Source organism: Aneurinibacillus thermoaerophilus, from assembly GCF_900099925.1.
Taxonomy (GTDB): domain Bacteria; phylum Bacillota; class Bacilli; order Aneurinibacillales; family Aneurinibacillaceae; genus Aneurinibacillus; species Aneurinibacillus thermoaerophilus.
In genome coordinates this window covers 32080-56469 of sequence record NZ_FNDE01000020.1, presented here as the reverse complement: position 1 = coordinate 56469, position 24390 = coordinate 32080, and the positions used below count along the sequence as shown (strand labels likewise).

The 24390-nt window shown below is 42.7% G+C and carries 21 protein-coding genes and 3 pseudogenes; 18 read left to right on the top strand and 6 right to left on the bottom strand.

Going from position 1 to position 24390, the window contains the following annotated elements:
* The 14 genes and pseudogenes from BLR88_RS11170 to BLR88_RS11115 form a co-directional block, all read left to right on the top strand.
* Positions 1–345 (top strand): annotated as a pseudogene (locus tag BLR88_RS11170) (DDE-type integrase/transposase/recombinase); the annotation flags it as partial.
* Positions 333–524: pseudogene (locus BLR88_RS11165) on the top strand (ATP-binding protein); the annotation flags it as partial. The pseudogenes BLR88_RS11170 and BLR88_RS11165, both read left to right, overlap by 13 nt.
* 160 nt (positions 525–684) lie before the next feature.
* On the top strand, positions 685–1320 hold the full coding sequence (locus BLR88_RS11160) for a hypothetical protein (RefSeq protein ID WP_091260700.1): 636 nt from the start codon (positions 685–687) through the stop codon (positions 1318–1320).
* A 515-nt stretch (positions 1321–1835) separates the two neighbouring features.
* Positions 1836–2009, top strand: a pseudogene (locus tag BLR88_RS20575) (heterocycloanthracin/sonorensin family bacteriocin); the annotation flags it as partial.
* Positions 1927–2133, top strand: coding sequence for a hypothetical protein (locus tag BLR88_RS11155; RefSeq protein ID WP_409359897.1), 207 nt, complete (start codon positions 1927–1929; stop codon positions 2131–2133). The pseudogene BLR88_RS20575 and the gene BLR88_RS11155, both read left to right, overlap by 83 nt.
* A 138-nt stretch (positions 2134–2271) precedes the next feature.
* Entirely contained in the window at positions 2272–4236 is a 1965-nt protein-coding gene (locus BLR88_RS11150) for a putative thiazole-containing bacteriocin maturation protein (RefSeq protein WP_091260696.1), read from the top strand.
* The gene (locus tag BLR88_RS11145; protein WP_091260695.1) at positions 4233–6176 is read left to right on the top strand and encodes a TOMM precursor leader peptide-binding protein; all 1944 of its coding nucleotides are present in this window, start codon (positions 4233–4235) and stop codon (positions 6174–6176) included. The genes BLR88_RS11150 and BLR88_RS11145 overlap by 4 nt, the downstream gene beginning before the upstream one ends.
* A 33-nt stretch (positions 6177–6209) precedes the next feature.
* A complete protein-coding gene (locus BLR88_RS11140) occupies positions 6210–7790 on the top strand; it encodes a SagB family peptide dehydrogenase (RefSeq protein WP_091260693.1) in 1581 nt (526 codons plus the stop codon).
* Positions 7791–7886: 96 nt separating this feature from the next.
* Positions 7887–8465, top strand: coding sequence for a nucleotidyltransferase family protein (locus tag BLR88_RS11135; protein WP_057899130.1), 579 nt, complete (start codon positions 7887–7889; stop codon positions 8463–8465).
* Positions 8466–8635: 170 nt separating this feature from the next.
* Positions 8636–9472, top strand: a complete 837-nt coding sequence (locus BLR88_RS11130) for an EcsC family protein (protein WP_091260692.1) — start codon at positions 8636–8638, stop codon at positions 9470–9472.
* Between the two features lie 224 nt (positions 9473–9696).
* Positions 9697–11319 carry a multicopper oxidase family protein gene (locus BLR88_RS11125; protein WP_091260690.1) on the top strand — a complete coding sequence of 541 codons (1623 nt, stop codon included), beginning with the start codon at positions 9697–9699 and terminating at the stop codon, positions 11317–11319.
* Positions 11320–11399: 80 nt separating this feature from the next.
* On the top strand, positions 11400–11534 hold the full coding sequence (locus BLR88_RS20570; protein ID WP_139184963.1) for an SHOCT domain-containing protein: 135 nt from the start codon (positions 11400–11402) through the stop codon (positions 11532–11534).
* A gap of 1 nt (position 11535) precedes the next feature.
* Positions 11536–12240: a response regulator transcription factor gene (locus BLR88_RS11120; protein WP_057899128.1), complete on the top strand. Its 705-nt coding sequence runs from the start codon at positions 11536–11538 to the stop codon at positions 12238–12240.
* Positions 12213–13637 (top strand): sensor histidine kinase, encoded by a 1425-nt coding sequence (locus tag BLR88_RS11115; protein WP_091260689.1) that lies wholly within the window; start codon positions 12213–12215, stop codon positions 13635–13637. Before BLR88_RS11120 ends, BLR88_RS11115 begins: the two co-directional genes overlap by 28 nt.
* A 298-nt stretch (positions 13638–13935) precedes the next feature.
* Here BLR88_RS11115 and pdaA read toward each other — a convergent pair whose 3' ends face one another.
* From pdaA to BLR88_RS11095, 5 genes are all read right to left on the bottom strand, one after another.
* Complete coding sequence (gene pdaA, locus BLR88_RS11110) at positions 13936–14715, bottom strand: delta-lactam-biosynthetic de-N-acetylase (RefSeq protein WP_091260687.1); 780 nt, start codon at positions 14713–14715, stop codon at positions 13936–13938.
* Between the two features lie 168 nt (positions 14716–14883).
* Positions 14884–15009 carry a S8 family serine peptidase gene (locus BLR88_RS19030; RefSeq protein ID WP_139184962.1) on the bottom strand — a complete coding sequence of 42 codons (126 nt, stop codon included), beginning with the start codon at positions 15007–15009 and terminating at the stop codon, positions 14884–14886.
* A gap of 31 nt (positions 15010–15040) precedes the next feature.
* A complete protein-coding gene (locus BLR88_RS11105) occupies positions 15041–16645 on the bottom strand; it encodes an APC family permease (protein WP_057899125.1) in 1605 nt (534 codons plus the stop codon).
* A gap of 127 nt (positions 16646–16772) precedes the next feature.
* Entirely contained in the window at positions 16773–17798 is a 1026-nt protein-coding gene (locus BLR88_RS11100) for a 4-hydroxyproline epimerase (RefSeq protein ID WP_091260686.1), read from the bottom strand.
* Complete coding sequence (locus tag BLR88_RS11095; RefSeq protein ID WP_057899123.1) at positions 17795–18979, bottom strand: NAD(P)/FAD-dependent oxidoreductase; 1185 nt, start codon at positions 18977–18979, stop codon at positions 17795–17797. The genes BLR88_RS11100 and BLR88_RS11095 overlap by 4 nt, the downstream gene beginning before the upstream one ends.
* Before the next feature lie 175 nt (positions 18980–19154).
* On the opposite strand from BLR88_RS11095, the gene BLR88_RS11090 reads away from it, so the two are divergent.
* The 4 genes from BLR88_RS11090 (at position 19155) to BLR88_RS11075 (ending at position 22749) form a co-directional block, all read left to right on the top strand.
* Positions 19155–20858: a sigma-54 interaction domain-containing protein gene (locus tag BLR88_RS11090; protein WP_091260684.1), complete on the top strand. Its 1704-nt coding sequence runs from the start codon at positions 19155–19157 to the stop codon at positions 20856–20858.
* A 78-nt stretch (positions 20859–20936) separates the two neighbouring features.
* Positions 20937–21209 carry a (2Fe-2S)-binding protein gene (locus BLR88_RS11085; RefSeq protein ID WP_057899121.1) on the top strand — a complete coding sequence of 91 codons (273 nt, stop codon included), beginning with the start codon at positions 20937–20939 and terminating at the stop codon, positions 21207–21209.
* The gene (locus BLR88_RS11080) at positions 21206–21550 is read left to right on the top strand and encodes a (2Fe-2S)-binding protein (RefSeq protein WP_057899120.1); all 345 of its coding nucleotides are present in this window, start codon (positions 21206–21208) and stop codon (positions 21548–21550) included. Before BLR88_RS11085 ends, BLR88_RS11080 begins: the two co-directional genes overlap by 4 nt.
* Positions 21547–22749, top strand: coding sequence for an FAD-dependent oxidoreductase (locus BLR88_RS11075; RefSeq protein ID WP_057899119.1), 1203 nt, complete (start codon positions 21547–21549; stop codon positions 22747–22749). Before BLR88_RS11080 ends, BLR88_RS11075 begins: the two co-directional genes overlap by 4 nt.
* Positions 22750–22858: 109 nt before the next feature.
* Here BLR88_RS11075 and BLR88_RS11070 read toward each other — a convergent pair whose 3' ends face one another.
* Positions 22859–24295, bottom strand: a complete 1437-nt coding sequence (locus BLR88_RS11070; RefSeq protein ID WP_057900353.1) for an aldehyde dehydrogenase family protein — start codon at positions 24293–24295, stop codon at positions 22859–22861.
* Between the last annotated feature and the right edge of the window lie 95 nt (positions 24296–24390).

Genomic DNA, 24390 nt, shown 5'->3' with positions numbered 1-24390 from the left:
ATGAAGTATGCAGAAGTGACAACGTCTCAAGACCAGGAGCACTTGATGCAGTGTCTCATTCATAGTTTCAAGTATTTTGGCGGTGTTCCGCAACATATCTTGTTTGACAACATGAAGACTGTGACAGATGGACGGGAACAAGGTGTGGTGAAGTGGAATGAACGATTTGCGGAGTTTGCCTCTTACTACTCCTTCACTCCGAAGGCTTGTAAGCCCTACAGGGCTCAAACAAAGGGCAAAGTAGAGCGAGCCATTCAGTACATTATGAATTCATTCTATGTAGGGACATCTTACGATTCGGTAGAGGATCTGAACCAACAGCTTCTTCGAGCTATGAATGTGGTTCTATCATCATGACCTCCAACAAGTCATTTGGTGAATGGGGAGAAGTATTGGGAGATCCAGTTATTGCGACAGCGATGTTGGATCGACTTCTGCATCATTCTCGTATCTTTAACATGAAAGGTGAAAGCTACAGATTACGGGAAAAGAAGGCTGCATCACGAAAACAGAAGGGTTCGTGAGGAACCCTTCTGGGGAATTTTAAAACGGCGATTTTGGGGAAGTTATAGCCGGCCTTGACACTATCGATACTCGTATAAATTTGTTCCCTTTTAGAATCTACCTAAATATAAATAGTATAAAATAACCCTACAAAGAAGGAAGAGGAGCAACGAGACGATTGTGGAGAACTGGGAACTCGTAAAGAAATTATCCAGCCGAAAGAAATTAGGAACGGTTTGGTTGGTTCGCAGAAGCAAAAGTGGACAGACTGAAACAGGGTATTTTAAATTTTCAAACCCACAAAATGAAAGGTACATTGGTCCTCTCTCAGGAAATGAACTGCTTGCTTACCATCTGGCTTCAAGGCTGCACCTACCGACTGCCCGCGTAGAAGCAGCAAAGATTAAAGGGCAGCTCGGTGTAGTATCGCTAGCACGCCCTGAGCCTAAATTATATAAATGGGATCAATTAACTAGACATATCTACCATAATATTCCGAGGTTTATTCTTCGCCCTGAAAGACTGCTCAAAATGTTTGTTTTTGATATTTGGATTTGCAACATCGACCGACATGGGGGAAATTTGCTTGCTTACCCTGTAGGGGAAAAATATGATTTCTATCTTATTGACCATGGTCTGTCTCTGCTTGGTGCTGTGCAATGGCAGGGATTTTCCTGGGATCATCCACACTGGGACAGGGTAGTGGGTTACAATCGAAATTACGTAAGAGGCTTAAGCAAATATATTCGTAGTTATGGCGCATTGAATACGGAAGTGGTCGGCGGCAATCCAAGGCTTAAGCAAATATATTCGTAGTTATGAGCAGCTGAAGCCTTACGTAAAAGAGATACAGCATATACCTTACCAGGAGTTAGAAAAATCTGTTGATTCGATTCCACTGACTATGCTTTCCCATGAAAATAAAAGAACCGTAAAGCAGCTGCTGCTCTCACGTCAGAAGAAGCTGCATACCATTGTGCAGCAGTGGATAAAAGATTACAAAAGACCCCCGGAACCGTAATTTCCGGGGGTCTCTGTTTGGTGCGCCCGGCATGGGCGTCATCTATAGGGTTCAAGTCCCGAATGGCGAAGGCAGTTGTAGCCATTAGCTTATGATAAGGGTGTCGACCGTGACAAGGGCGAGGCTCTGTAAAAATAGGTATTTAAATCAGTAACAATAGCCCAGCATAGTTCATATTTTGTTGAGGGGAGTAAATTCGAAGTATTTGGTGGATTCACCCGTTACGCAGTTGTTCTTTGTTTTGTCCTCTTTTCGAGTTGCTGGTTCGCTGCCGGCACAATTATCAATTTAATAAACGGAGGTTGTAAAAATGGATGATTTCAAAGATGAACTCCAGGAGCTGAATGTTGATCATTTCGAGGCGGGCCAACTGGTTTCTTATGATAATCAAAGCCAGTACTATGTTGATCAGTCTCGACAATGTTCTAATTGTTTTCATTGTACCCGTTGCTTTAATTGCTCTCGTTGTTCTAATTGCTTCAATTGTTTTCGTTGTTCTAATTGCTTTAATTGTACCCGTTGTTTTAATTGCTCAAACTGTTCCCGTTGTGGCGGTGGCCGTTGAGCCCATTGTTTCTAGTTTCCTAACGGAAACCGTGGTTGCATAAGGAGAAGAGCCCCTGCATAAGTTGCTGCAGGGGCTCTTTTCTACAAGAGTAGACATAAGGGACAAATAGCAGTACATAAGATTATGGTGAAGGTGATGGTGCAGAATTTGAGAACAGATCATGGTAAGGAGGAGTGTAATGACAAATTTGCCCCCTTCTACGCGCCTGAAAGTGAAAAGGGACACATTTTTTCTCCCTGATCCAAACGGCGGTGTGTATTTTCGGAACAACGTAAGCTCGTTCCGTATGAAAGGCAGTACGATCGACCAGTGGATTGAAAAACTGATGCCCATGTTCAACGGAGAGCACACGTTGGAGGATTTGACAGACGGATTGCCGGACCAATATCGAGGCCGGGTATATGAAATCGCAGAAATTCTGTACCAAAACGGCTTTGTTCGGGATGTGAGCCAAGACCGTCCGCATCAATTGACGGAGCAGGTTCTCAAAAAGTATGCTTCTCAAATTGAGTTTTTAGACAGTTTTGTCGATTCCGGTGCATACCGTTTTCAAACCTATCGTCAGGCCAAAGTGTTGGCGGTTGGCTCTGGTCCTTTTTTTGTCTCGTTGGTTTCTGCGTTGCTCGAATCCGGATTGCCCAAGTTCCACGTGCTGATCATGGACTCGGTGCCGACCAATCGGCTGCGGTTGGTGGAGCTGGTGGCACATGCCCGCAAAACGGACCCTGAGGTGGCGGTAGAGGAGGTCACCTTGCAGAAGGGGGGGATGAGTTCTTGGTGGGAGGCTGTGCAGCCGTTTGATTCGATTTTGTATGTGTCGCAGGAGAGTAATGTAGAGGAACTGCGGGTTCTTCATGCGATTTGTAGGAAGGAGAAGAAGGTGTTACTCCCCGCCATATGTCTGCAGCAGATGGGTATGGCGGGCCCACTGGTGCATCCAGACTCTGAGGGATGCTGGGAGTCGGCGTGGCGCCGCATCCACCAATCCGCGCTTTGCAAGGACCAGGGGCTGCACGCCTTCTCCTCCACAGCGGGAGCGATGTTGGCGAATGTGCTCGTGTTTGAATTGTTCAAAAAGGTGACGGGAGTGACGAAATCGGAACAGACGAATCAATTCTTCCTGCTTGATCTGGAGACGTTAGAAGGAAACTGGCATTCGTTCCTGCCCCATCCGCTGGTGACCGGACGTGTGTCAGCTGAATGGGTTCAAGATTTTGATCTTCTTCTTGAACGGAGCTCGAGCAGAAGAGAGCCGAGCGGATTACTTCCTTACTTCAGCCAGTTGACATCGGCGGAATCAGGAATTTTCCATATTTGGGAGGAGGGAGATTTGAAGCAGATTCCGTTGGCCCAGTGCCGAGTTCAGGCAGTTGATCCGCTGTCGGAGGGGCCGGCTGAGCTATTGCCAGACATTGTCTGTGCAGATCTGACGCATGAGGAGGCGCGGCGGGAAGCGGGGCTGGCCGGGATTGAAGCGTATGTGTCGCGAATGGTCGGTCTGCTCGTTACGACGCTTTCCTTACATCAGGAAGTAGAGGATAGTATGGTAGAATCGCAGGAATTTGTCGGTGTCGGAGTGGGGGAAACGGTTGCGGAAGGTGTTTGCCGCGGTTTGCAAAGATGTTTGGCCGAAGAGTTGGGCAAGCAACAGGCCAATCTGAAACCTTCTGTCTTTCGAGTGCAGTTGGGTATGGTAGAAGATGAACGTTGCCGGTTTTATTTGCAGGCACTGACCACAATGCAGGGAGCACCGATGATCGGCTTGGGAGAGGAAGTGCGCGGCTTCCCTGTGGTATGGGTCGGTACGAGCGGTCGCTGGTATGGCAGTGTAGGTTTGAATATAACAATGGCGTTGCGGAAGGCGCTGCAACAGGCGCTTATGAAGGCACAAAACCAAGCGACTTGTCCTACGACACACGCGTTAGAGGTTTCATCTGTGCTCCTGGAAGAAAAAGCATCGCTAAGTCTTGTGATTCCCGCATGTGAAGAGACGACACAATCGGAGGTTCTACAGTCCTCCTTGCAGGTCTTGAAACGAAACCGCACGCGGCTCTTGCTCTTTGATCTGGCGCTGGAACCGTTTTTGAAAGAGGAATTGGCAGGGGTGTTTGGCGTGCTGCTGCGAGAGGAGGAATCCCGATGAGCGCTTTCGTGGCAGTTGTCGGAGAAGGGCTGTTGGCGGAGCACGTGTACGGAGAACTGTCCGCTCAATACCAGGTCGTTCGTCAGACAGATTTCGAGGCAGGAGTACCGGAAGCGACGGAGTTGGCTCTGGTGTTGCACGATGCCTGGCATCCTTCCGTTCATCAAAAGGCGGAAGAAGTGCTGCGACCAATCGGCATCCCCTGGCTGCGAGGCTTCGTTTCATTTGGCGAAGGCATAGTCGGACCGCTGGTTCGCCCGGGTACGCCAGGGTGTTCCAGGTGTGCCGACAGGCGACGCCTCATGGCAGGACACGACCGTAAGGAGATGTGGGAGCTGCAACAGAGGCTGGCGGCGCACGGGGGAGTGCCATGTGACGCGTGGGCATCGCGCACAGGACTTTTGCAGGTAGCTCACCTGCTCGGGGCCGAGGCACAGAGGGTGCTGCAGGGCAGCCAGGCTTATTCGGAAGGACGGGTGTTTTTGATCAACCTGAAAACGCTGAAGAGCTCATGCCACTTCTTTCTGCCTGACCCGTTGTGTCCGGTTTGTGGCCGATTACCCGACGATTCATTGATCGCGGCCCGAATTTCACTCCAACCAAGTCCTAAGATCAGCACCGACAGTTATCGCTGCCGTTCGATGGATGACCTGAATAAAGTTTTGGTCAAAGACTATCTGGATTACCGGATGGGCCTTTTGAATGGTAAAATGTATGACCTTATGTCGCCGTTTGCCGATGTAAGTGTAAATCTGCCGTTGTTCGCGGGAGACGAGGGAACAGCAGGTCGGACTCATTCCTATGCGGTAAGCGAGTTGACTGCCATTTTGGAGGGATTGGAGCGATACTGCGGCCTGTCACCTCATGGCAAACGAACGGTAATTCATGACAGTTACCGCAATCTGGAAGATCAAGCACTCAACCCCCTTAAGGTCGGGGTGCACGCGAAGGAACAGTATGCGCGGCCCGGTTTTCCATTTCAACCGTTTCATCCTGATCGCCCAATGGATTGGGTATGGGGCTATTCGTTTTTACAAGAACGTCCAATTTTGGTTCCGGAGCGGCTCGCCTATTACGGCTTGGGTTGTGGGCATGGCTTTGTCTATGAAACTTCCAATGGATGCGCGTTAGGCGGAAGTTTGGAGGAGGCCATTTTCTACGGCATTATGGAAGTGGTCGAGCGTGATTCGTTCCTGATGACTTGGTACGCGCAGCTGCCTCTCCCACGCATTGACCCTTATTCTGCTAATGACCAAGAATTGCAGTTGATGGTCGACCGTTTGCGGGCGGTGGCGGGATATGATGTGTATTTGTTTAACGCGACGATGGAGCACGGGATTCCAAGCGTTTGGGCGTTGGCGAAAAACAGAAAACAAAAGGGAGTGAATCTCATTTGTGCGGCCGGAGCTCATCTGGACCCGGTACGGGCGACGAAAGGTGCGATTCACGAGTTGGCCGGACTGATGCTAACGCTTGACGAGAAATTTGAGATGAACAAGGAGGAGTATGTGCGGATGCTCCACGATCCGTCCCTGGTGCAGCAGATGGAGGACCATTCCATGCTGTACAGTTTGCCGCAAGCGCAGGAGCGCCTGCAATTTTTGCTGGATGAAAATCGTCCATTGCGAACGTTTGACGAGGAATTCAAGTGGAAGGCGAGGCATGCAGACCTGACCGATGATCTGCAGGACATTCTTCAGGTGTTTCGCCAATTGAACCTCGATGTAATTGTGGTGGACCAGACGACACCGGAAATCATACGAAATGGACTGTATTGCGTGAAAGTGCTGATTCCGGGAATGTTACCGATGACATTCGGATATCACTTTACTCGTGTGATAGGGCTGGAGAGGGTGCTCCGGGTACCGGTAGAACTCGGGTATGCGAAGCAACCGCTGACGCTTGAACAGCTCAATCCACATCCGCATCCGTTTCCATAAGCCATGACGAGGATAACTAGGGGGGAGAGAAGGATGAGTCTGGAGGCATTTCTTCACAACCTACATTTTGACATTGACAAGGCAAGGCCACCGGACTTAGAGGTGGACTGGGAAGACGCACCGCTTGCGTATAAGCTCTACCGTGGCTTACCTGTGATTCCATTGTCTTCGGAAGTACCGCTCACGCTCGAAGGACGGGAAGCACCCGCGAAGCCTGATCTTCGCGGAATCGGTCATTTTCTTTGGTACGTATTCGGGCTTACTCAATTCTGCCAGTCAGTCTTTGCCTCGGATTCCACGGAACAAGCGGTAAGCCTAATGCAGTCGTACCGGCGGTTTGTTCCCTCCGGTGGAGCATTATATCCAAACGAATTATACGTGTATTTGAATCTGGAAGATTTGCCTGCCGGGGTGTACCATTATGATGTGGCACACCACCGCTTGGTGTTGTTGCGAGAAGGCGATTTTGATTCATATCTAGCCCGGGCTCTTGGCAATCGCTGTGACATGTCTGCTTGTTTTGGTACTGTTTTTGTGTCGACGATGTTTTGGAAAAATTTCTTTAAATACAATAACTTTGCCTATCGTCTGCAAGGACTGGATGCTGGCGTGCTGATCGGGCAGCTGCTGAAAGTGGCAAAACGGTTTGGCTTCGCATCGGGAGTATACTTTCAATTTCTTGATCGGGCCATCAACCATCTGCTTGGGCTATCTGAACAGGAGGAGAGTGTATATGCGGTTATTCCACTGTCGATGGAGCCGGCGATCACTTGGTTTTCTAATAGGAATAGCATAGACGGGATTGTCTCTGCCACCGAATTGTGCCGAGAGTTGACAGCGGTTCAGCATGATCACTATGTCAGGTCACGAAGGATCATGGAGTATCCGATGCTGATCAAGATGAACGAAGCGTCCCTGATGGAATCATCGCGAATGTTTCGGCAGATCGAGGGGAAGAAGAACGTTATTTGTGAGGGCCAGGCGGTGGCGCTGCCCCATGTGAAGCGGTTGTCGTATGATCTGGCGTCGGTCTGCCGAAAGCGATATTCACCGGATATAGATTTTGTTTTGGGCAAGGTAAGTCAACCGCAGTTAGCCGCTCTGCTGCAAGAGGCGGTGGCTTCCTTTTCGTATCGAAATGATTTGGATGGAGTACATGAGGGACTTAAGTCCCGTGTCTCACTGTATGGTTGTTTGTATAGCGTTGAAGGTATTTCGGATGGTGCATATTATTATGACAGTGCTGCCCATGCGCTACAGCGGGTACGTCTCGGAGATCATCGGTTCTGGCTACAGCACGGAATGGCTGCGGACAATGTAAATCTGTTTCAAGTACCGCTCTGCCTACACGTGGCAGGAGACAAGGATCACCTCAAAACGGTACTGGGATACAGAGGATATCGTATCCAACAAATGGAAGCGGGCATGCTCGTGCAGCGATTACTGTTGGCGGCGTCCGCCATTGGGATGGGAGGACACCCGCTCCTCGGATTTGATGCGAATTTGTGTGATGAGATCTACAAGATGGATTCACAAGGAAAAACCAGCCTGATTCAAATTCCGGTCGGTCCCTATCGTCATCGTCCCAGGTTGGCGGGAAGTTTGCATGGCTAAGGGAGGCAAGAGTGAGATGTTGGAATCAAAAAAATAACGATAAATATTATTTTCCTATCATTGTTTATATAATTAAGAAGGATAGAGGTTTATGTAATGAACAACATTCAAAGTGAACAGGATATAATTGAATTAATTAAAAACGACCAATTGATGATGGAGATTCTTACCCTTGTTAAGGATTTACGTTTGCCTGACTGCTGGGTTTGTGCAGGATTTATCCGTTCAAAAGTTTGGGACGTTCTGCATGGATTTAAAGTAGCGACTCCATTAGAAGATGTTGATGTCGTTTATTTCGATTCAAAGAACATAGATAGTAGTACAGAAAAGAAATTTGAAGAAAAACTTAGGCATATGAATCCGAATATTAATTGGTCAGTAAAGAACCAGGCAAGGATGAATATAAGAAATAACGACAGCCCTTATAAATCTTCAGAAGACGCTATTTCTAAATTTCCAGAAACAGCAACAGCGGTTGGTGTTCAATTAGACAGTGAAAATAATGTTATTTTGACTTGTCCATGTGGCATAGAAGACCTTATTAACTTGATTGTTAGACCTACTGAACATTTTATTCGAAACGCTGATACTAAAGCTGAGATTTATGAAGAACGATTACAAAAAAAGAACTGGCAAGAGAAATGGTATAAGTTAAATATCATTCACATGCTTTAGTTACATAATGAAAGATGGTGTTGAAAAACTCTATTTCAGCGATTATTAGTTTTGCAACACCATCTAAAGAATTTGCAACCTTATATTAAGTTTTGCGTATAAAGAAGACGAAGACAATGGTAACCATAACGTTTTACTGTATGGTTTAATTATATTTTCACTGGGGTGAAATGGTTCTGAATAAGGTAGAAACAAAAGAGTATTTGATGCAAGAGCTAAAACGAGTGGAGACGTGGGAAAATGAGCAGAAGGATTTGTGGTTCTGGGAAAAGTTAGGTCGACTTCCTTTTGTTCTTTTGGATAAGATTACCCCAAAGTTGATTCGGGACAAAATTGGACAGGCCATTGATGAAGTGGGAAGTTATATTCAAACAGGTGGGCAATATTTAATTAGCGAAAAGCAAACGCTGGAGCGATTGCAAACATTCGCTTCACAGGATTTCGATGCTCTTTTAACAATTTCGGGTGTAGCTCATTATCCGTTAGAGGTTATGGACAAGGCTGCCGAGGAGATTGGCAAATCGCGTACGAACATGGCGATAGTACAGGGAGCTACCACGGGAATTGGCGGTCTGTTTACCCTGGCAATTGATATCCCGGCTTTGCTTGGCCTTTCGCTGAAAGTGTTACAGGAGATCGCCATTTGCTATGGCTATGACCCGAAAGAGAAACAAGAACGCATTTTTATCATTAAGTGTATGCAGTTTGTTTCCTCAGATATTGTAGGAAAGAAGGCCATCATTGAAGAGTTAGGTGCGTTTGGTCAAGAAGGAAAGGACAGAGAAGTTATTGCTCAGCTTCAGGGATGGCAAGAAACGGCCATGAATTATATTGATAATTTTGGCTGGAAAAAACTTTTTCAATTGATTCCAATCGTTGGCGTAGTGTTTGGCGCTTATATCAACAAGAGTACGGTTGAAGAAGTCGCGGAAGCCGGAAGAATGCTGTATCGAAAGCGGCGAATTGTAGAGAAGCTTAAACAGGTTACAGAAAATTCTGTCTTATAAAACGCGATTTCATTTGAATAATTTTTTACGAAAAATAAGGAAAAAGGGAAGGCCCGAAGTTTTTGCTAGAAACGGCATACTCGGGTCTGTTTTTATGAGAGAGGATATCTGTCGTGGAAGGTGTATGTGCCTAAATTTAAATAAAGGTTCTTCACAGTTTCTTCACACCTGTTCTTTATATTTATAAAAAAGTGAAGAGAAACAATAGAAAGGGAAGAGGCAAAATGAAAAAGACATTACTTTTTGCTGGTATTGCCACAGGTGCCTTTCTTCTGACCGCCTGCGGCCAGATGGAGAAAAACTCAGCAACCGAGCCACCAGTGAAAGCAGAGAATAAAGAAACGAAACAATCAGCAACCCAAATTGCAAATCAGGCGAATCGGGTGATTGTAGATTTAGTAGCAAAAGAGTCGCGACAAGAAATGAAGCCGGGGATTACATTGCCGGTTTGGACATACGGAGGGAAGGTTCCAGGTCAGGAAATTCGGGTAAAGCAGGGGCAAGAAGTAGTCGTTAACTTGAAAAATGAGTTGTCCGAAAATGTAACCATTCACTGGCATGGCTATCCGGTACCTTTTGAAATGGATGGTGTGCCGGGGATGTCGCAAAATTCCATTAAACCTGGAGAGTCCTTTACGTACAAGTTTACGGCAACTGTTCCGGGAACGTATTGGTATCATTCTCATAAAAATAGCGCAGAACAGGTGGATAGAGGATTGTATGGTGCGTTTATTGTAGAAAAGAAAGATGAACTGAAGACGGATAAAGATTATACGCTGATTCTTGATGAATGGGAAACAGCAGCGGCAAACCAAAAAAGTTCTAAACAAGGAATGGACCATTCTAACATGAATATAGACAGTATGTCCGGTCAAAATAATAGCAATGGCAACAATCAATGGATGCATGGAATGGATCATTCGAAAATGGGTACTATGAATATGTCCGATAACATGAAAAACAGCAAGGGCCAATCCATGCATATGATGGATCACATGGCTTCTTATGACTTATTTACAGTTAATGGAAAGTCCAGTTCGTTTATTGAACCGTTGGTCGCAAAAACAGGAGAAGTGGTGCGGCTACGTTTTATTAATGCCGGATACCAGCTTCGTTTGATGGATTTCGGTAATGTTCCATATCGAATCGTAACAACCGATGGACAAGATATTCAACAGCCTCTAGAAGTGAAAGGTAAGTTGCTCCCAATTGGACCAGGTGAGAGATATGATGTGGTACTGACTATTCCATCTTCCAGCTTTGAAATTTTAGATCGTACCAAGCGTCCGGCAGCAAAAGATGTAAAAATCATGGTACAAAATCAAGATAACAAGAGCGTTGCGCAAACCGGCAAGGTAACAACGGAGCTGCTTGATATTACAACGTACGGTAAAGCGACAGCTAAAACAGAGCGAAGAAAATATGATAAAGAATTTAAAATGGTTTTTGAGGATGTTATGGATCATAGCTCTGATATGGGAATGAAATATACAATCAATGGCAAGTCTTTCCCGGATACGGAAAAATTAATTGTGAAAAAAGGCGAATATGTGAAAGTGACGTATGAAAATAAAGGGCAAGCGAACCATCCAATGCATTTGCATGGCCACTTCGTCAGAGTGCTGTCCAAGAACGGGAAACCGGTAAGCGGCTCGCCGCTGATAAAAGATACGTTAAACGTCAAACCTGGTGAGACGTATGAAGTAGAATTTGTGGCTGACAATCCGGGGAATTGGATGTTTCATTGCCACGACCTGCACCATGCAAGCACGGGCATGATGACAACGGTTGAGTATGAAGGATATAAGAATCCTGTAAAAGTAGATCGTAACGATCTGTCAGAATAAGCTGATGGTAGCGAAGGAGATGTCGGTGTCTCCTTCGTTCTTTGTTTATATTTTTTAGGTTAAGATAGCTAAAAGGCTGTATGGAGTCTCTGGCGGAAGGAAAAAGTTCAATTGAGCATGCCATTCATATTGCCGGAGAGCGGTTTGCTAAAGGTGAGATTTCGGAAAAAGAATATGAACGAATTCTGAACAGGCTCAGAGAGGATGAGAAGTAGGATGAAAGAAGAAAAAGTTATTTTAATTGTTGACGACGAACAACCGATGCGTCGGCTTCTCTCGCTGTATTTACGCCAATCAGGCTATGCGACTCACGAAGTATCCTCAGGAGAAGAGGCGCTAGCTGCCGTTCGGAGCAATAGATACGGGCTTATTCTGCTTGATATCATGATGCCCGGTATGTCAGGGTGGGAGGTGTGCGAAAGCGTGAGGGAAATCTCGAATGTTCCTGTTATTATGTTGACCGCGCGAGATGAAACGAGAGATAAAGTGAAAGGGTTGGGTTTAGGTGCAGATGACTATATTACAAAGCCTTTTGAAAAAGAAGAATTGTTAGCAAGAGTACAGGCTTTGTTACGGCGAAGTGAAAGATATCATCCTGAAGATGGGAATTATCGAAATAAAAACCTGCTGATTCATGGTGGTATTACGTTGGACAGTGAAAAGCGTGAAGTATGGTATAACCAACAAATGCTTTCATTAACCAGAAAAGAGTACGAATTACTCTACATATTGATGAAACACCCGGGTCAAGTATTTAGCAGGGAACATTTACTTGCTCTCATATGGACAAATCAAGATGTCGAGGATTATCGTACAGTAGATACTCATGTGAAAAATTTGCGGGAGAAGTTGCGGGCAGCGGGAGCGCCTGCCCATGATATTATCAAAACAGTATGGGGAATCGGGTACAAAGCGCAATGAACATGCAAGCACTAGTACAATTTATTCGTAATCGTGTATCAATTAAGCTTGGCCTTTTATTATTGTTTGTTTTTTTGCTTATTCTTTTTTCGTTGGGCAACATTTTATATTCTCTTTTCCTAACTTTCTATCTTTCGCATGTAAATGAGGAATTAGTACAACGTGCGAACAGTCATGCGAATGTATTAAGCGATCATTTCGAACCAACCACAATTCAGCATGTTGTTCGTATGGAGAAGGGTTCAAGAAACATGGTTGTCATTCTTGATCAAAAAAAACAGGTTATCGCCAGCTCAAGTCCAATCACTTCTTTGCATCGGGAGTATCTTAAGGCCAGTGAAAATAAGCAAGAAGGAGAAACATCGATAGAAAAAGATTGGAATACAAAACCTTTTCTTGTTTCTTATTCACCTGTTTTACAGAATAGGGAAGTGGCTGGAACTGTTGTTATGTTTAGTCCCACAGCGCCGATTCGTGAAGCAGTCAATATTTTGCAGCAAATGCTAGTGATTAGCGGCATCATTACCGTTTTTGTCGTTGCGGGAATTTTATTTATCATTTCTCGTATGCTCGTTCGTCCCCTCTTGGAAATGAAAAAAGCAACAGGTGAAATTGCGCAGGGGAACTATGCTACCAGATTGCCTGTTAGAGGTGGTGATGAAGTCGCACAATTGGCTGCATCCATTAATCATATGTCAGATCGCATTCGCTTTTATCAAAAGCAGCGTAATGAGTTTTTAGCGGATGTTAGCCATGAATTGCGCACTCCGCTTACATATCTTAAAGGGTATTCGGAAATCCTGGCTCATTCACAACGAGAGGGAGAGAATGCCGAATATGCAAAAATTATTTATGAACAAAGCAACCGATTGCAGCGGCTTGTCCAAGATTTATTCGATTTGGCACGGATGGAACAAGGTGATTTTTCCTTCCGCATGGAGCGCTTCTCGCTTGAAGATGCAGTTACAGACGCTTTGTCATTAGTCGAAGTTCCCGTAGAGGAGAAGGGGATTCGACTTGAGTACCGACCTTTCAGCACCTCCTTGTATGTAAAAGGAGATAGGCAGCGAATTGGTCAAGTCTTGCTGAATGTATTAGAAAATGCACGAAGATATACACCTTCGGGAGGTATCATTTTTGTTAGAATGAAGCGTAATGAACATTACGGAATTGTAGAGATTGAAGATACTGGGCCTGGTATTCCAGAAGAAGATATACCGTATATAATGGAAAGATTATACAGGGTGGAAAAATCTCGTTCTCAAGTGACAGGTGGAGCCGGTTTGGGACTAGCTATCAGTAAAGAAATTATCGAAAAGCATAAAGGAACATTGCAGGTTAAAAGCGTCGAAGGAGAAGGCACGACCTTTGTTATTAAGCTACCATTGTATAATTGACACTCCACACGGTTTCTAAGCCATCACATGAAGGGATTACCGAGCAACACCGTCCTTCATCCCACGATGAAAACCGCAGGAAAAGAGAAGAGCGACAAAATAGGGGCCAAACCAAGCTCTTTTTTCCTTTTCCCGGCAACGTTTCAGACAAAACGGGATACGGTATCAACTGTCTCCCTCACTGAATGGCCCAGATGTTTTTCTGCCGCGTTCTGTCTGAAGCAGAGAGTGGCATTTTTTTGGTTGCCACGAGGAAAAGACGAGGTGCAAGGTTTGGCCCTTATTTTGGCTCGAACGATTATCTTCTTTTCGTGCGTATTTGTTCAAGACTTTTAAATTCATACCCTTTTTTTCGTACGTCATCGATAATTTTTTCCAGAGCTTCTGCATTATCCTTAGAAACCGAATGAAGCAAAATGACCGCACCCGGATGAAGTTGAGCCATGAAATTATCGTATGCGTATTTCCAGCCCCTTTGCGCCTTGGTATCCCAATCTTTATAGGCAAGAGACCAAAAGACATTTGTGTACCCGAGCTGTTTGCTTACTGCCAGCGTCCGTTCGCTAAAAATCCCTCTCGGCGGACGCAAAAAGGAAACCTCTTTTTGTCCGGTCATTCGGATTACCTCTTCTTTTACTTTTTCCAGTTCTTCTTTCATCCTGCTGTTTGAAATTTTGGTCATATCCGGATGACTCCAGGAATGATTCCCGATGATATGCCCTTCCTTCACCATTCGTTGTAATAATTCGGGCTGGCTTTTGACATAATGTCCAGTAACAAAAAAAGTCGCCGGGACTTTTTTCTCCTTCAGCGTATCTAAAATTTGCGCTGTGTAGCCATTCTCATAACCATTGTCAAAGGTGAGGTAAAGCTCTTTTTTGGTCGTATCCCCCAAAAAGATAGCTTCATGCTTTGCCAAAAGTTCCTTAAACCCCTCTTCGTCAATGGAGGGAAGCTGACCGTTTTTACTTTTTTTAAAGCCGAAGTGATACGGAGTATCCTGATAACTTCCTGTTGCATAAAGCGGTAATAAGGAAACGAACAGGACGAAAACAGTAAGGATGGTTAAACGCTTCATTGATGCACTCACTCCTCGGTATGCGTAGCTTTTTATAAAGATATTTTCCCAACAAGACGGAAACATTATGTACATTTGTTTGGAAACCTTTTGCAATGCGTACCATTTCTTCATTTTTCTCTGTAGTCACTCATGATATTCTTTTCTACGCTTCAGCCGTGCGGAGTGTCAATTTCTTGTAGCTAGGTGTAAAGCAATAAGGCCGGAAATGTGGGGAGCAGCCATTGAAGTTCCATCTAGTGTCTTGAATTGCTTACCGAGCCAGGTAGAAAGAAGATTGGCGCCCCCCGCCATTACCGACCGATGCTACCATGATAATTCCTTTTTAACCGACGAGATGTTCATGAATTGGATTGGATTCGTTTGTTTCAACTTCATCATCATCAAATATTGCTTTTGGCAGGCTAGTATACGTTCCCCAATAGTAAGAGATTAAAGAAAGTATGGCAACGAAAATGATATCCCAAGGATGTTTAAGGACACCGATACCTCCGAATAATCCGAGATAGGAAGCAATCATCATCGTTGCGTAATAAAATACGAGCCACCATGAGGATTTTATTTGTTGTGTGAAACTTACTTTCTCAGTAGGAACCCATTTTTTAAAGAATAAATAAACGATAAACATAACGATTTGAGAACCGAGTAACCAGGAAATCGTTTTCCAACCAGACCAGTATACGATTAATGAAGCAATAATAAATGAAAGTGGACATAAAATAGCCATTCCTTTTAATCGAAATGGACGGGGCAGATCCGGTGCGTTGTGTCGGAAAGCTGCCGCAGAGATTGGAGCAAATGCATAGCTTAATACTAACGCCGCTGAAACAACACTGATTAAAGACTCCCATGACGGAAAGGGAAGAGTCCAGAATACTGATAAAATAAATGATAACCAAACAGCAGGACGAGGAATTCCTGATTTTTGTTCGACTTTTGTAAATACTTTGAATAATGTTCCGCTACGGGCCCATCCATATACAACACGTGGAGTTGTAGACATATAGATATTACCCGTTCCACTCGGGGAGATGATCGCATCAGAAACGATAAAAAATACGAGCCAATTTAGTCCAAGAACCGCAGCAATATCTTTAAATGGGAGACTAAACTGTTTGTCAATTCCTGCCCATCCATTTTCCAGCATATTCGTTGGTATGCTTCCGAGAAATGCTACCTGTAAGAGAACATATACAATTGTGGACAGAACGACGGACAATATTAAGGCGATTGGAATCGTTCGCTGCGGATTTTTAGCTTCACTTGCAACCGAAACAATGGGTGTTAACCCTAGATATGCAAAAATAACCCCACCTACAGAAATAGCAGATTCTATTCCGAATATTCCGGATGGTGCAAATCCACCTACAGAAAAATTAGCTGGTTTTAAGTGAGATAATAAAACAATGATAGTTATCGTTGGTACGAAGAATTTAAAAATGGTTATAATTGTGTTCGACTGAGCAAAAGTACGTATACTCCAATAATTCAAGATGAAAAAAAGACAAAGTAAACAAAATTGAAATAACCATCCAGATAACGTTGGCAGCGTAGATTCTTCTTGAGTTAAGCTTGGCCACCATGCGGTAGCATATTGGCGAGCTGCTTCTACCTCAATGGCAATAAGACTTGAATAAGCAATTAATGTTATAGAGCCAAGGAGATATCCCATAAGTGGACCATGGGAATAAACAGGATAACGAACGACACCTCCTGCACGTGGGACGGAAGCGCCGAGTTCACAGTAAACGAATCCTAATAGCAGAACGGCTATACCTCCCATAACCCATGATAATATACCAGCTGGTCCTGCAATGGCAGAAACGTGGCTAGCAGCAAAGAGCCACCCTGAACCAAATATAGCTCCAAATCCTATCCAAGTAAGATCAGACAGTGAAAGTTCTCTCTTAAACTTCCCTTGATTTGACATGTAACCTCACCCCTCTGTTTAATAAACATAGTTACTATCGTTGTGATTGTTTTTCATCAGCTGGATGGAATGTTTAAATCCAGCTGATGTGGAAAAGTAGATAGATTGGCAGGAATGGTAAAAAGGATTAATGATTGATTGGCATAGGTGGTATGAGTAAAAATCCTTCCTTTAGCGGGTCATCTTCGTTGTAGATGAATGTATGCATCCCTGTTATCCAAGCTGAGCCAGTAATTTCAGGTATGACTGCTTCAAATTCTTTTACTTTTGTAATATCGACTATCTTCGCTTTGAAAAGGCTTCCAATAATGCTTTCATGAACAAAGAGCTCGTTCTTTTTGATTTCGTTTCGTGCATACAATGTAGCAAGTTTTGCCGAGGTACCTGTTCCGCAAGGAGAGCGATCAATTCCTCCCGGCGGTACAACGACTGTATTTTTGCAATGTGCTTCTTCCTTGGTAGGATCCGTATAGAACTCAATATGTGTTAATCCTTTAATAAACGAGTGCTCGGGGTGGACGACGTCAGTTATTTGATTGATTGTGTCGCGAATTTTAACAGCGGTATCGATAATTTTTGCAGCATTGCTTGCTACAAGTTCTAATCCAATTTTTCGTGCATCGACAATACCATAAAAATTTCCTCCATAGGCGATATCGCAGTAAACCTCTCCAATGTTTTCTACATTAACATGTATGCTTTTTAACAGAAAAGCTGGGATATTATGGAATGTTACTTCTTTCGCTTGACCATGTTCTACTTTAATCTTGACTTTTACCAGACCAGCTGGCGTATCTAAACTTAGATCGGTATAAGGTTCCTTAACTGGTATCAGACCAGCTTCAACTAGTGCTGTACAAAAACCAATGGTATCATGCCCGCACATCGGCAAATAGCCGCCTGTTTCGATATAGATTACACCTACATCCGCTTTAGGATGGCAGGGTTCCATAAGCAAAGCACCTGACATTACGTCATGCCCCCTTGGTTCAAACATAAGGAACTTTCGAATCCAATCATATTCTTCTTTCATGTGCAGCATTTTCTCAGCCATTGTTTTTCCTTCTAATTTTGGAAGACCACTAATAACTGTTCTTGTAGGATTTCCTCCGGTATGAGTATCAATAGTATGGAAGATTTTTTGGAATTTCATGAATGTACAACTCCTTTGACTTTAAAGCGATCGTATCTTAATGGTTCGATAGGAATTGTTGTATGTGATTTCTCTTTGATTAGTTCATCAATTAGTTTTCCCGTAATAGCGGCTAAACTGATTCCATCGCCTTCATGGCCAGCAGCAATATAAAATCCAGGAACCTCGTCAACGTGAGAAATAATAGGTAGATGATCGTTTGTCCATGGGCGCAGACCAGCATACGTTCGAATGACTAACATGTCCGCCATTTTAGGATAGAACCGAATGGCACGGCGTGCTATGCATTTAATAACATCAATATTTACAGTTGTATTCATTCCCACAAATTCTCTACTACTTCCAATCAAAAAATTTTGGCTCTCTGTTGGTTCAAATACTAAAGCCACGCCATATTTTTCAGTTGGCGGATCTACTTTTCTTTGGCCTCCAAACTTAGATATAAGATAACCGAATTCCATAACTTTTCTAAGGCCAACAGGTTGTTGCCTTGATGCAACAATAATATGACCTTTTCTGGGTTTAATTGGAATAGGAATGTCGAGCATCTTTCCAATCATGGGAGCCCATATCCCAGCAGCATTCACGACTTTTTTTGCTGTAAATAATCCGCTGGATGTTTCGATTTTAAAATCCCCCGTAGTTGATTTTTTAATGGAATGAACCTCAGTATGGGTGTAAATGTTAGCTCCCTTTTTCTTTGCTCCCTCTGCTAATGCAAATGAAAACAGGTAAGGGTTAACGGTTGAATCTGTTTCGCATTCCAGCCCTCCTAATAAATCATCAGCAAAAAAAGGGGATTCCTGTCTAATATCACTGCGATCTAACATTTTAAAGGGAAGCCCCGCTTCTTTTTGGCGTGCTACCCATTTTTCTGCAGCAATCATTTCCTCTTCAGTTTCACATACTAAAATACTGCCCGGTGCCCTATATTCAAAGTGATGTTCCAATTCTTTGCTTAATTCATTCACTAATTTCTGACTAGCTAGAGACATTTGACTATCGAATCCCGGGTCTTTATCGATCGCTAGTATGTTTCCATCACATCTGGACGATGTTCCGCTTGCTAATTCGTTTTTTTCTAATACCGCCACACTCATTCCTGATTTCGATACATAATAAGCGATAGCACTTCCAATAATCCCTCCTCCTATAATGATTACGTCAAAGTTTTTTTTCAATATGTTCCCTCCTTTCCGATGTTTCTAGTAATATTTTAGGAAGCAAGAATCATGCCAATAACAAACGCTTTTAATTGATTCTGAATTGACAAAATATTTTTACATGAATAATATAATTATGTAAAATTTTTTAGAATGTGTAAAAAATATTATACGTTATGTAGGAGGGATACACATGAATTTTAAATTTCCTAGTTTAAAGGAAATCACGAATAAACACGTTATTATTTTTAAATCTGAAACTGAAATTTCAAGGTCCTTTAATGCTGATGCAGCTTTTCTTATAGATAAGGATATCTTTTATATCACTGATTTTGAGCCTTTAAAGTTATCGAAGAGCAGGATGGTGGATTGTGATACACCCATTGAAGAGGTGATAAAGTATGTGAAAAAATACCGGTATTTATTAGTGAAAAATAAAGAGGGAGAACCGATTGGTTTTGTTGATTCTGTAATCATGTGTGAGTGTTTATTAAATTCGTATAAGTACTTGCATGCTTTTTTTGAAACGGTACTAGAAACGATGGATGCGTCGTGTACGGTGATCGATAAAAATGAAATAGTATGTGCCTGGACAGAAGAAGCGGAGAAAATTTTTTCTGTTTCGAGGAAAGATATCATCGGTAAGCCTATTACAGATTTCTTTGAACCTAATATGCTAGAAATATTAAAAACGTTAAAGCAAGGAAGAAAACTTCATCGTCATCGACATCAACCAAGGCCTGATTTGTTTGTGCTGATTAATTCCAATCCTGTTTATTTAGAGGGAAAGATAATAGGTGCAGTAGTATCTGAAACAGATATTACAAGTCAAGTACGTCTAAACCAGGAATTATTTAATATTTCCGCGGAGGTTCATCGGTTAGAGCAGGAGGTTGCGAGGTTAAGACCTTCAAAGGATTCATTTAGCCTTATAAAAGGGAGAAGTAGAACCATTCGAAAAACGATTGAAATGGCGAAAAAGATTAGCTCAGCTAAATCAACTGTTTTGATATTAGGGGAAAGCGGCGTTGGAAAGGAGTTATTCTCCAAAGCAATTCACGATGCTCGTGAAGCACCAGACGCCCCATTTATCCCTATAAATTGTGGAGCCATTCCAGCATCCTTGTTTGAAAGTGAGCTATTTGGTTATGAAAAGGGGGCTTTTTCAGGGGCAGATCAAAGAGGAAAAAAGGGGAAAATAGAATTAGCAAAAGGCGGAACCTTATTTTTAGATGAAATTGGTGAAATGCCTATCGAAATGCAAGTTAAGCTTTTACGCGTGTTGCAGGAAAAGAAATTCTATCGAATAGGTGGGACAAAGGAAATAGATGCAGATTTCAGAGTCATTGCTGCTACAAATAAAAACCTGGAGGAGATGATTAAAGAAGGAAAATTTAGAGAAGATTTGTTTTATCGTTTAAACGTTATAAGTATTCATATTCCGCCTTTGAGGGAAAGAAAAGAAGACATCATTGAACTGATTCATTATTTTTTGTATGAGTTCTCCATCAGATATAACAGGCCCATTCATGGTATCTCCCAAGATGTAATGAATGAATTATTCAACTATAGCTGGCCTGGGAATATACGTGAACTTAGAAATGTTATTGAACGTTTAGTAGTGCTTGCGACAGACGGAATTATAAAAAAAGACGATTTGCCTTTTGTACATCAAGTTGATACTCGCAGTACAAATATTGATAACTTGTTTGAAGTTCCCCATGCTGATACTGATAAAATTTTATCGCTGAAAGAAGAATTAGAGATTTGTGAGAAAAAAATTATTGAACGGGTGCTCCAAATGGAAAATGGAAATAAGCAAGCGTGCGCGAAGAGGCTGGGTGTTACGCGAGCGACATTATACAATCGAATGAAGAAACTTGGCATTACACTGTAATTCTCCTCGTTTGTTGGCATGTTTTTTGCTCGTTATGTAAATAGAAAAACCTATAACCATTGAATGAGGAGGAAAGACATGAAGACCTCAACAGATTTTATTGTATGTCGATGTGAGGAAGTAACTTATCAAAGTATAGTTGAAACAATAAAAAAATATAAATGCTCATCAAGAGAATTAAAATTGAGAACCCGTGCAGGTATGGGATTTTGCGGGGGAAGAACATGTCGCTATTTTATCGATAGGATTGTTGCTGATTATGGAGAAAATGCGGTCACTCACAATATGCCACTGAAATATCAGGCTCCGGTAAGACCTGTTACATTTGGACTGTTAGGTGATTTAAAATGAACAATCGTATTATTGATCACCCAGTTTTAGGTGAAATGAAGATCGGCAAGAAAGTGCCATTTCATTTCAATGGTCAGTATTATGAGGCATACGAAGGAGAAACGATTGCAGCTGCGCTTTTGGCCAACAATATTCGGACGTTGCGTGTGCATGAAGAAAGTGGTACAGCTAGAGGGATTTATTGTAATATTGGGCATTGCTTTGAGTGCCGAGTGACTGTAAATGGTTGTCATCATGTAAGGGCTTGCATAACTATAGTGGAAGAAAACATGGATATTCATAGCGGAAAAACACAACCAACTCCAATTAAAGATTTATTTAAAGGAGAAAATAACGTATGAGTGAATTAGTCATTATTGGAGCTGGGCCGGCAGGACTGGCTGCGTCAATTGCTGCAAGGGAATGTGGTCTTAAGGTAACATTAATTGATGAATTTATAAAACCCGGGGGAAGATTATTAGGGCAGCTATATCAGGAAAGGGATGGAACATGGTGGAACGGTATTAAAGAAACGGATAAATTAGTTGCTCAAGCAGAAAAGCTCGGAGTAGAAATTACATGTGGGATTTCTGTTTATCATTTGAATAAACATGAACACGGGTGGCTTGTTCACACCAATCATGGAAGTATGCAAGCCCCATATGTTTTGCTAGCAACAGGTGCAGCAGAATATCATGTCCCAATGCCAGGATGGACTTTGCCTGGAGTCATGTCAGTAGGAGCCGCACAAGTAATGACGAATGTTCATCGTGTAAAAGTCGGAAAGAAGGGAATGATTATTGGAGCGAATATTCTTTCCTTTGCGATTATGCATGAATTGCAACTTGCTGATCTTAATATTGCGTGTATGGTGTTACCACCAAAGAATGAGATATCAAAGAGCGCTGCAAAGCCAATGGAAGTCATGAAGAGTTTATTGAGAGCATCCCACTTAGCTCCATCACCTATATTAAGATTCGGAAGTCGCTTACTGATAAATGAATCATTGTGTAAGCTAGCCCTTCGTTTTCTTCCGAAAAAAGGAATGAGTGTATGGGGAATACCGATTCATTTACGGAAGGCAGCTATTGAAATAGTCGGCAATCAGCAAGTAGAAGGAGTAAAAGTAGTTGATATTACGATGGATGGAGAACCCATCAAGGGAACGGAAGAAATAGTACAGGTGGATTTTGTTTGCATATCTGGTGGATTATATCCATTAGCTGAATTGGCTGCAGTAGCGGGATGTCCATTTCACTATATTCCTGAACTTGGAGGACATATCCCACAACATAATGAACGAATGGAAACACCTCTAAAAGGCCTTTATGTTGCAGGGAATATTACAGGAATCGAGGGAGCCAAAGTTGCAATAGCACAGGGATTTGTAGCTGGTTATTCGATAGCAGAGCACACCGGGGCATCGAGAGAAACTGCAAAACGTAAATTGGAAGAAGCAATGAAAAACGTAAAAGACATTCGTGAAAAAGCAATCATCCAGTTCTATCCTAATGTCAAAGAAAATAGAGACAAATTGTACGGTGCATATCAATGTATTTAGTTGAAAAAATGGATGACATCACATGATAAGTTTTGTGAGTCATCCATTATTTTATCGTAATTAAAAATCACCCAATGATGTAATGTCACTGGGTGATTTATATATACGTTTAAAAATGATATTTAATGGCGCAAGTTTTGATTTGGGAGTAAAAATCAAGCGCTGATTGACCTTGCTCTCTTGAATGAGAACTGGATTGTTTCATTCCGCCGAATGGTGCTTGATATTCCACACCAGCTGTTTCTTGGTTTACTCTTACCATTCCAGCTTCCGCTTCTTCTAGGAAACGATGAGCTTTTGATAAATCAGTGGTAAAAATAGAAGCGCTTAATCCATACACAGTTTCGTTGCACAACTGAATCGCTTCATCGTAGTTTTTAGCTACTAGCACCGTTGTTACGGGACCGAATATTTCTTCTTGTACTAACTTATGTTGTGTATCTACTCCTGCCACTACCAATGGTTGAATAAAATAACCTTCATTATCACTTTCGATCGATCCTTGTGCGATAATTTCTGCTTCCTCCTCAGCCATTTTTACGTAAGAAGAGACCGTTTCATATTGATGTTTAGATGCAACAGGGCCGAGATATGAATCTGGAAGCAACGGATCTTTAGCTTTTAATAAAGATACTGCTTCATTGAATGATTTCATAAAGATCGGATAAACACTTTCCTCAACAATGATACGGCTGGTTGCTGTACATTTTTGTCCGGCTGAACGGAAGGCACCACTTAATATCATAGGAATCGTTTTTTCGATATTGGCATCATGAAGGATAACAGCAGCATTTTTACCGCCCATTTCTGTCTGATATTTAATGTTTCGTTTAGCACAAATGGAAGCGACTTGCTTTCCAATCGTGGATGAACCGGTAAAACTAACAGCGTGAATATCTGTAGTTTCGAGAAGGGTGTTTCCCACTTCTTTTCCTTTTCCAACGATAAGATTTAAAACTCCGCTTGGAAGGTTTGCCTGCTGGAATATCTCTGTTAACTTAATAGCAGATAGTGTAGCATTCTCCGCTGGTTTCCATATCACTGAATTTCCACAAATAAGTGCAGGGGCAATTTTCCAAATAGGAATAGCTACTGGAAAGTTCCATGGTGTAATAATTCCCACTACTCCTAACGGAACACGTTTTGAAAATTGTATAACATGTTTATCGCTTGAAGGGATTATATCGCCATTTGAGCGTGTACCTTCTGCGGCATAATAACGCAACAAGTGAATGCCACGTACGACCTCACCTCGCATTTCACCAATTGGTTTTCCCATTTCCCTACTTGCGAGTACTGCTAGTTCTTCAAGGCTATTTTCTAATGCCTCTGCCATCTTGTATAGATAATTCCCTCGCTCAATTCCTGTCATCTTAGACCATATTTTGAATCCTTCTTTTGCTGACTTTTCCGCTTCAAGTAAATGTTTGGCGGAAGAATAGCAAAGGATGCCAACTTCTTCTTGGAGGTTCGAAGGGCTATATACGATCGTTTCCTTTCCGTCAATAGATACCCATTCTCCACCTATAAAGTTTTTGGATTCAATTAATGATTTTGTTTTCATAACCGTACCTCCCGCTCAATGTTTGTATGCATTCCTATTGTTATTTACGACAATTTTAATTTTTTAGAAATCGGAAA

Excerpts from the sequence above, each read along its gene's own strand:
- pdaA (WP_091260687.1), bottom strand. The coding sequence starts at position 14,715 with ATGAAGCGTTTAACCATCCTTACTGTTTTCGTCCTGTTCGTTTCCTTA.
- BLR88_RS20570 (WP_139184963.1), top strand. The coding sequence starts at position 11,400 with ATGGAGTCTCTGGCGGAAGGAAAAAGTTCAATTGAGCATGCCATTCAT.
- BLR88_RS11085 (WP_057899121.1), top strand. The coding sequence starts at position 20,937 with ATGAAGACCTCAACAGATTTTATTGTATGTCGATGTGAGGAAGTAACT.
- BLR88_RS11130 (WP_091260692.1), top strand. The coding sequence starts at position 8,636 with ATGGTTCTGAATAAGGTAGAAACAAAAGAGTATTTGATGCAAGAGCTA.
- BLR88_RS11120 (WP_057899128.1), top strand. The coding sequence starts at position 11,536 with ATGAAAGAAGAAAAAGTTATTTTAATTGTTGACGACGAACAACCGATG.
- BLR88_RS11080 (WP_057899120.1), top strand. The coding sequence starts at position 21,206 with ATGAACAATCGTATTATTGATCACCCAGTTTTAGGTGAAATGAAGATC.
- BLR88_RS11145 (WP_091260695.1), top strand. The coding sequence starts at position 4,233 with ATGAGCGCTTTCGTGGCAGTTGTCGGAGAAGGGCTGTTGGCGGAGCAC.
- BLR88_RS11125 (WP_091260690.1), top strand. The coding sequence starts at position 9,697 with ATGAAAAAGACATTACTTTTTGCTGGTATTGCCACAGGTGCCTTTCTT.
- BLR88_RS11105 (WP_057899125.1), bottom strand. The coding sequence starts at position 16,645 with ATGTCAAATCAAGGGAAGTTTAAGAGAGAACTTTCACTGTCTGATCTT.
- BLR88_RS11075 (WP_057899119.1), top strand. The coding sequence starts at position 21,547 with ATGAGTGAATTAGTCATTATTGGAGCTGGGCCGGCAGGACTGGCTGCG.
- BLR88_RS11140 (WP_091260693.1), top strand. The coding sequence starts at position 6,210 with ATGAGTCTGGAGGCATTTCTTCACAACCTACATTTTGACATTGACAAG.
- BLR88_RS11150 (WP_091260696.1), top strand. The coding sequence starts at position 2,272 with ATGACAAATTTGCCCCCTTCTACGCGCCTGAAAGTGAAAAGGGACACA.
- BLR88_RS11135 (WP_057899130.1), top strand. The coding sequence starts at position 7,887 with ATGAACAACATTCAAAGTGAACAGGATATAATTGAATTAATTAAAAAC.
- BLR88_RS11100 (WP_091260686.1), bottom strand. The coding sequence starts at position 17,798 with ATGAAATTCCAAAAAATCTTCCATACTATTGATACTCATACCGGAGGA.
- BLR88_RS19030 (WP_139184962.1), bottom strand. The coding sequence starts at position 15,009 with ATGGCGGGGGGCGCCAATCTTCTTTCTACCTGGCTCGGTAAGCAATTC.
- BLR88_RS11115 (WP_091260689.1), top strand. The coding sequence starts at position 12,213 with ATGGGGAATCGGGTACAAAGCGCAATGAACATGCAAGCACTAGTACAA.
- BLR88_RS11155 (WP_409359897.1), top strand. The coding sequence starts at position 1,927 with ATGTTGATCAGTCTCGACAATGTTCTAATTGTTTTCATTGTACCCGTT.
- BLR88_RS11090 (WP_091260684.1), top strand. The coding sequence starts at position 19,155 with ATGAATTTTAAATTTCCTAGTTTAAAGGAAATCACGAATAAACACGTT.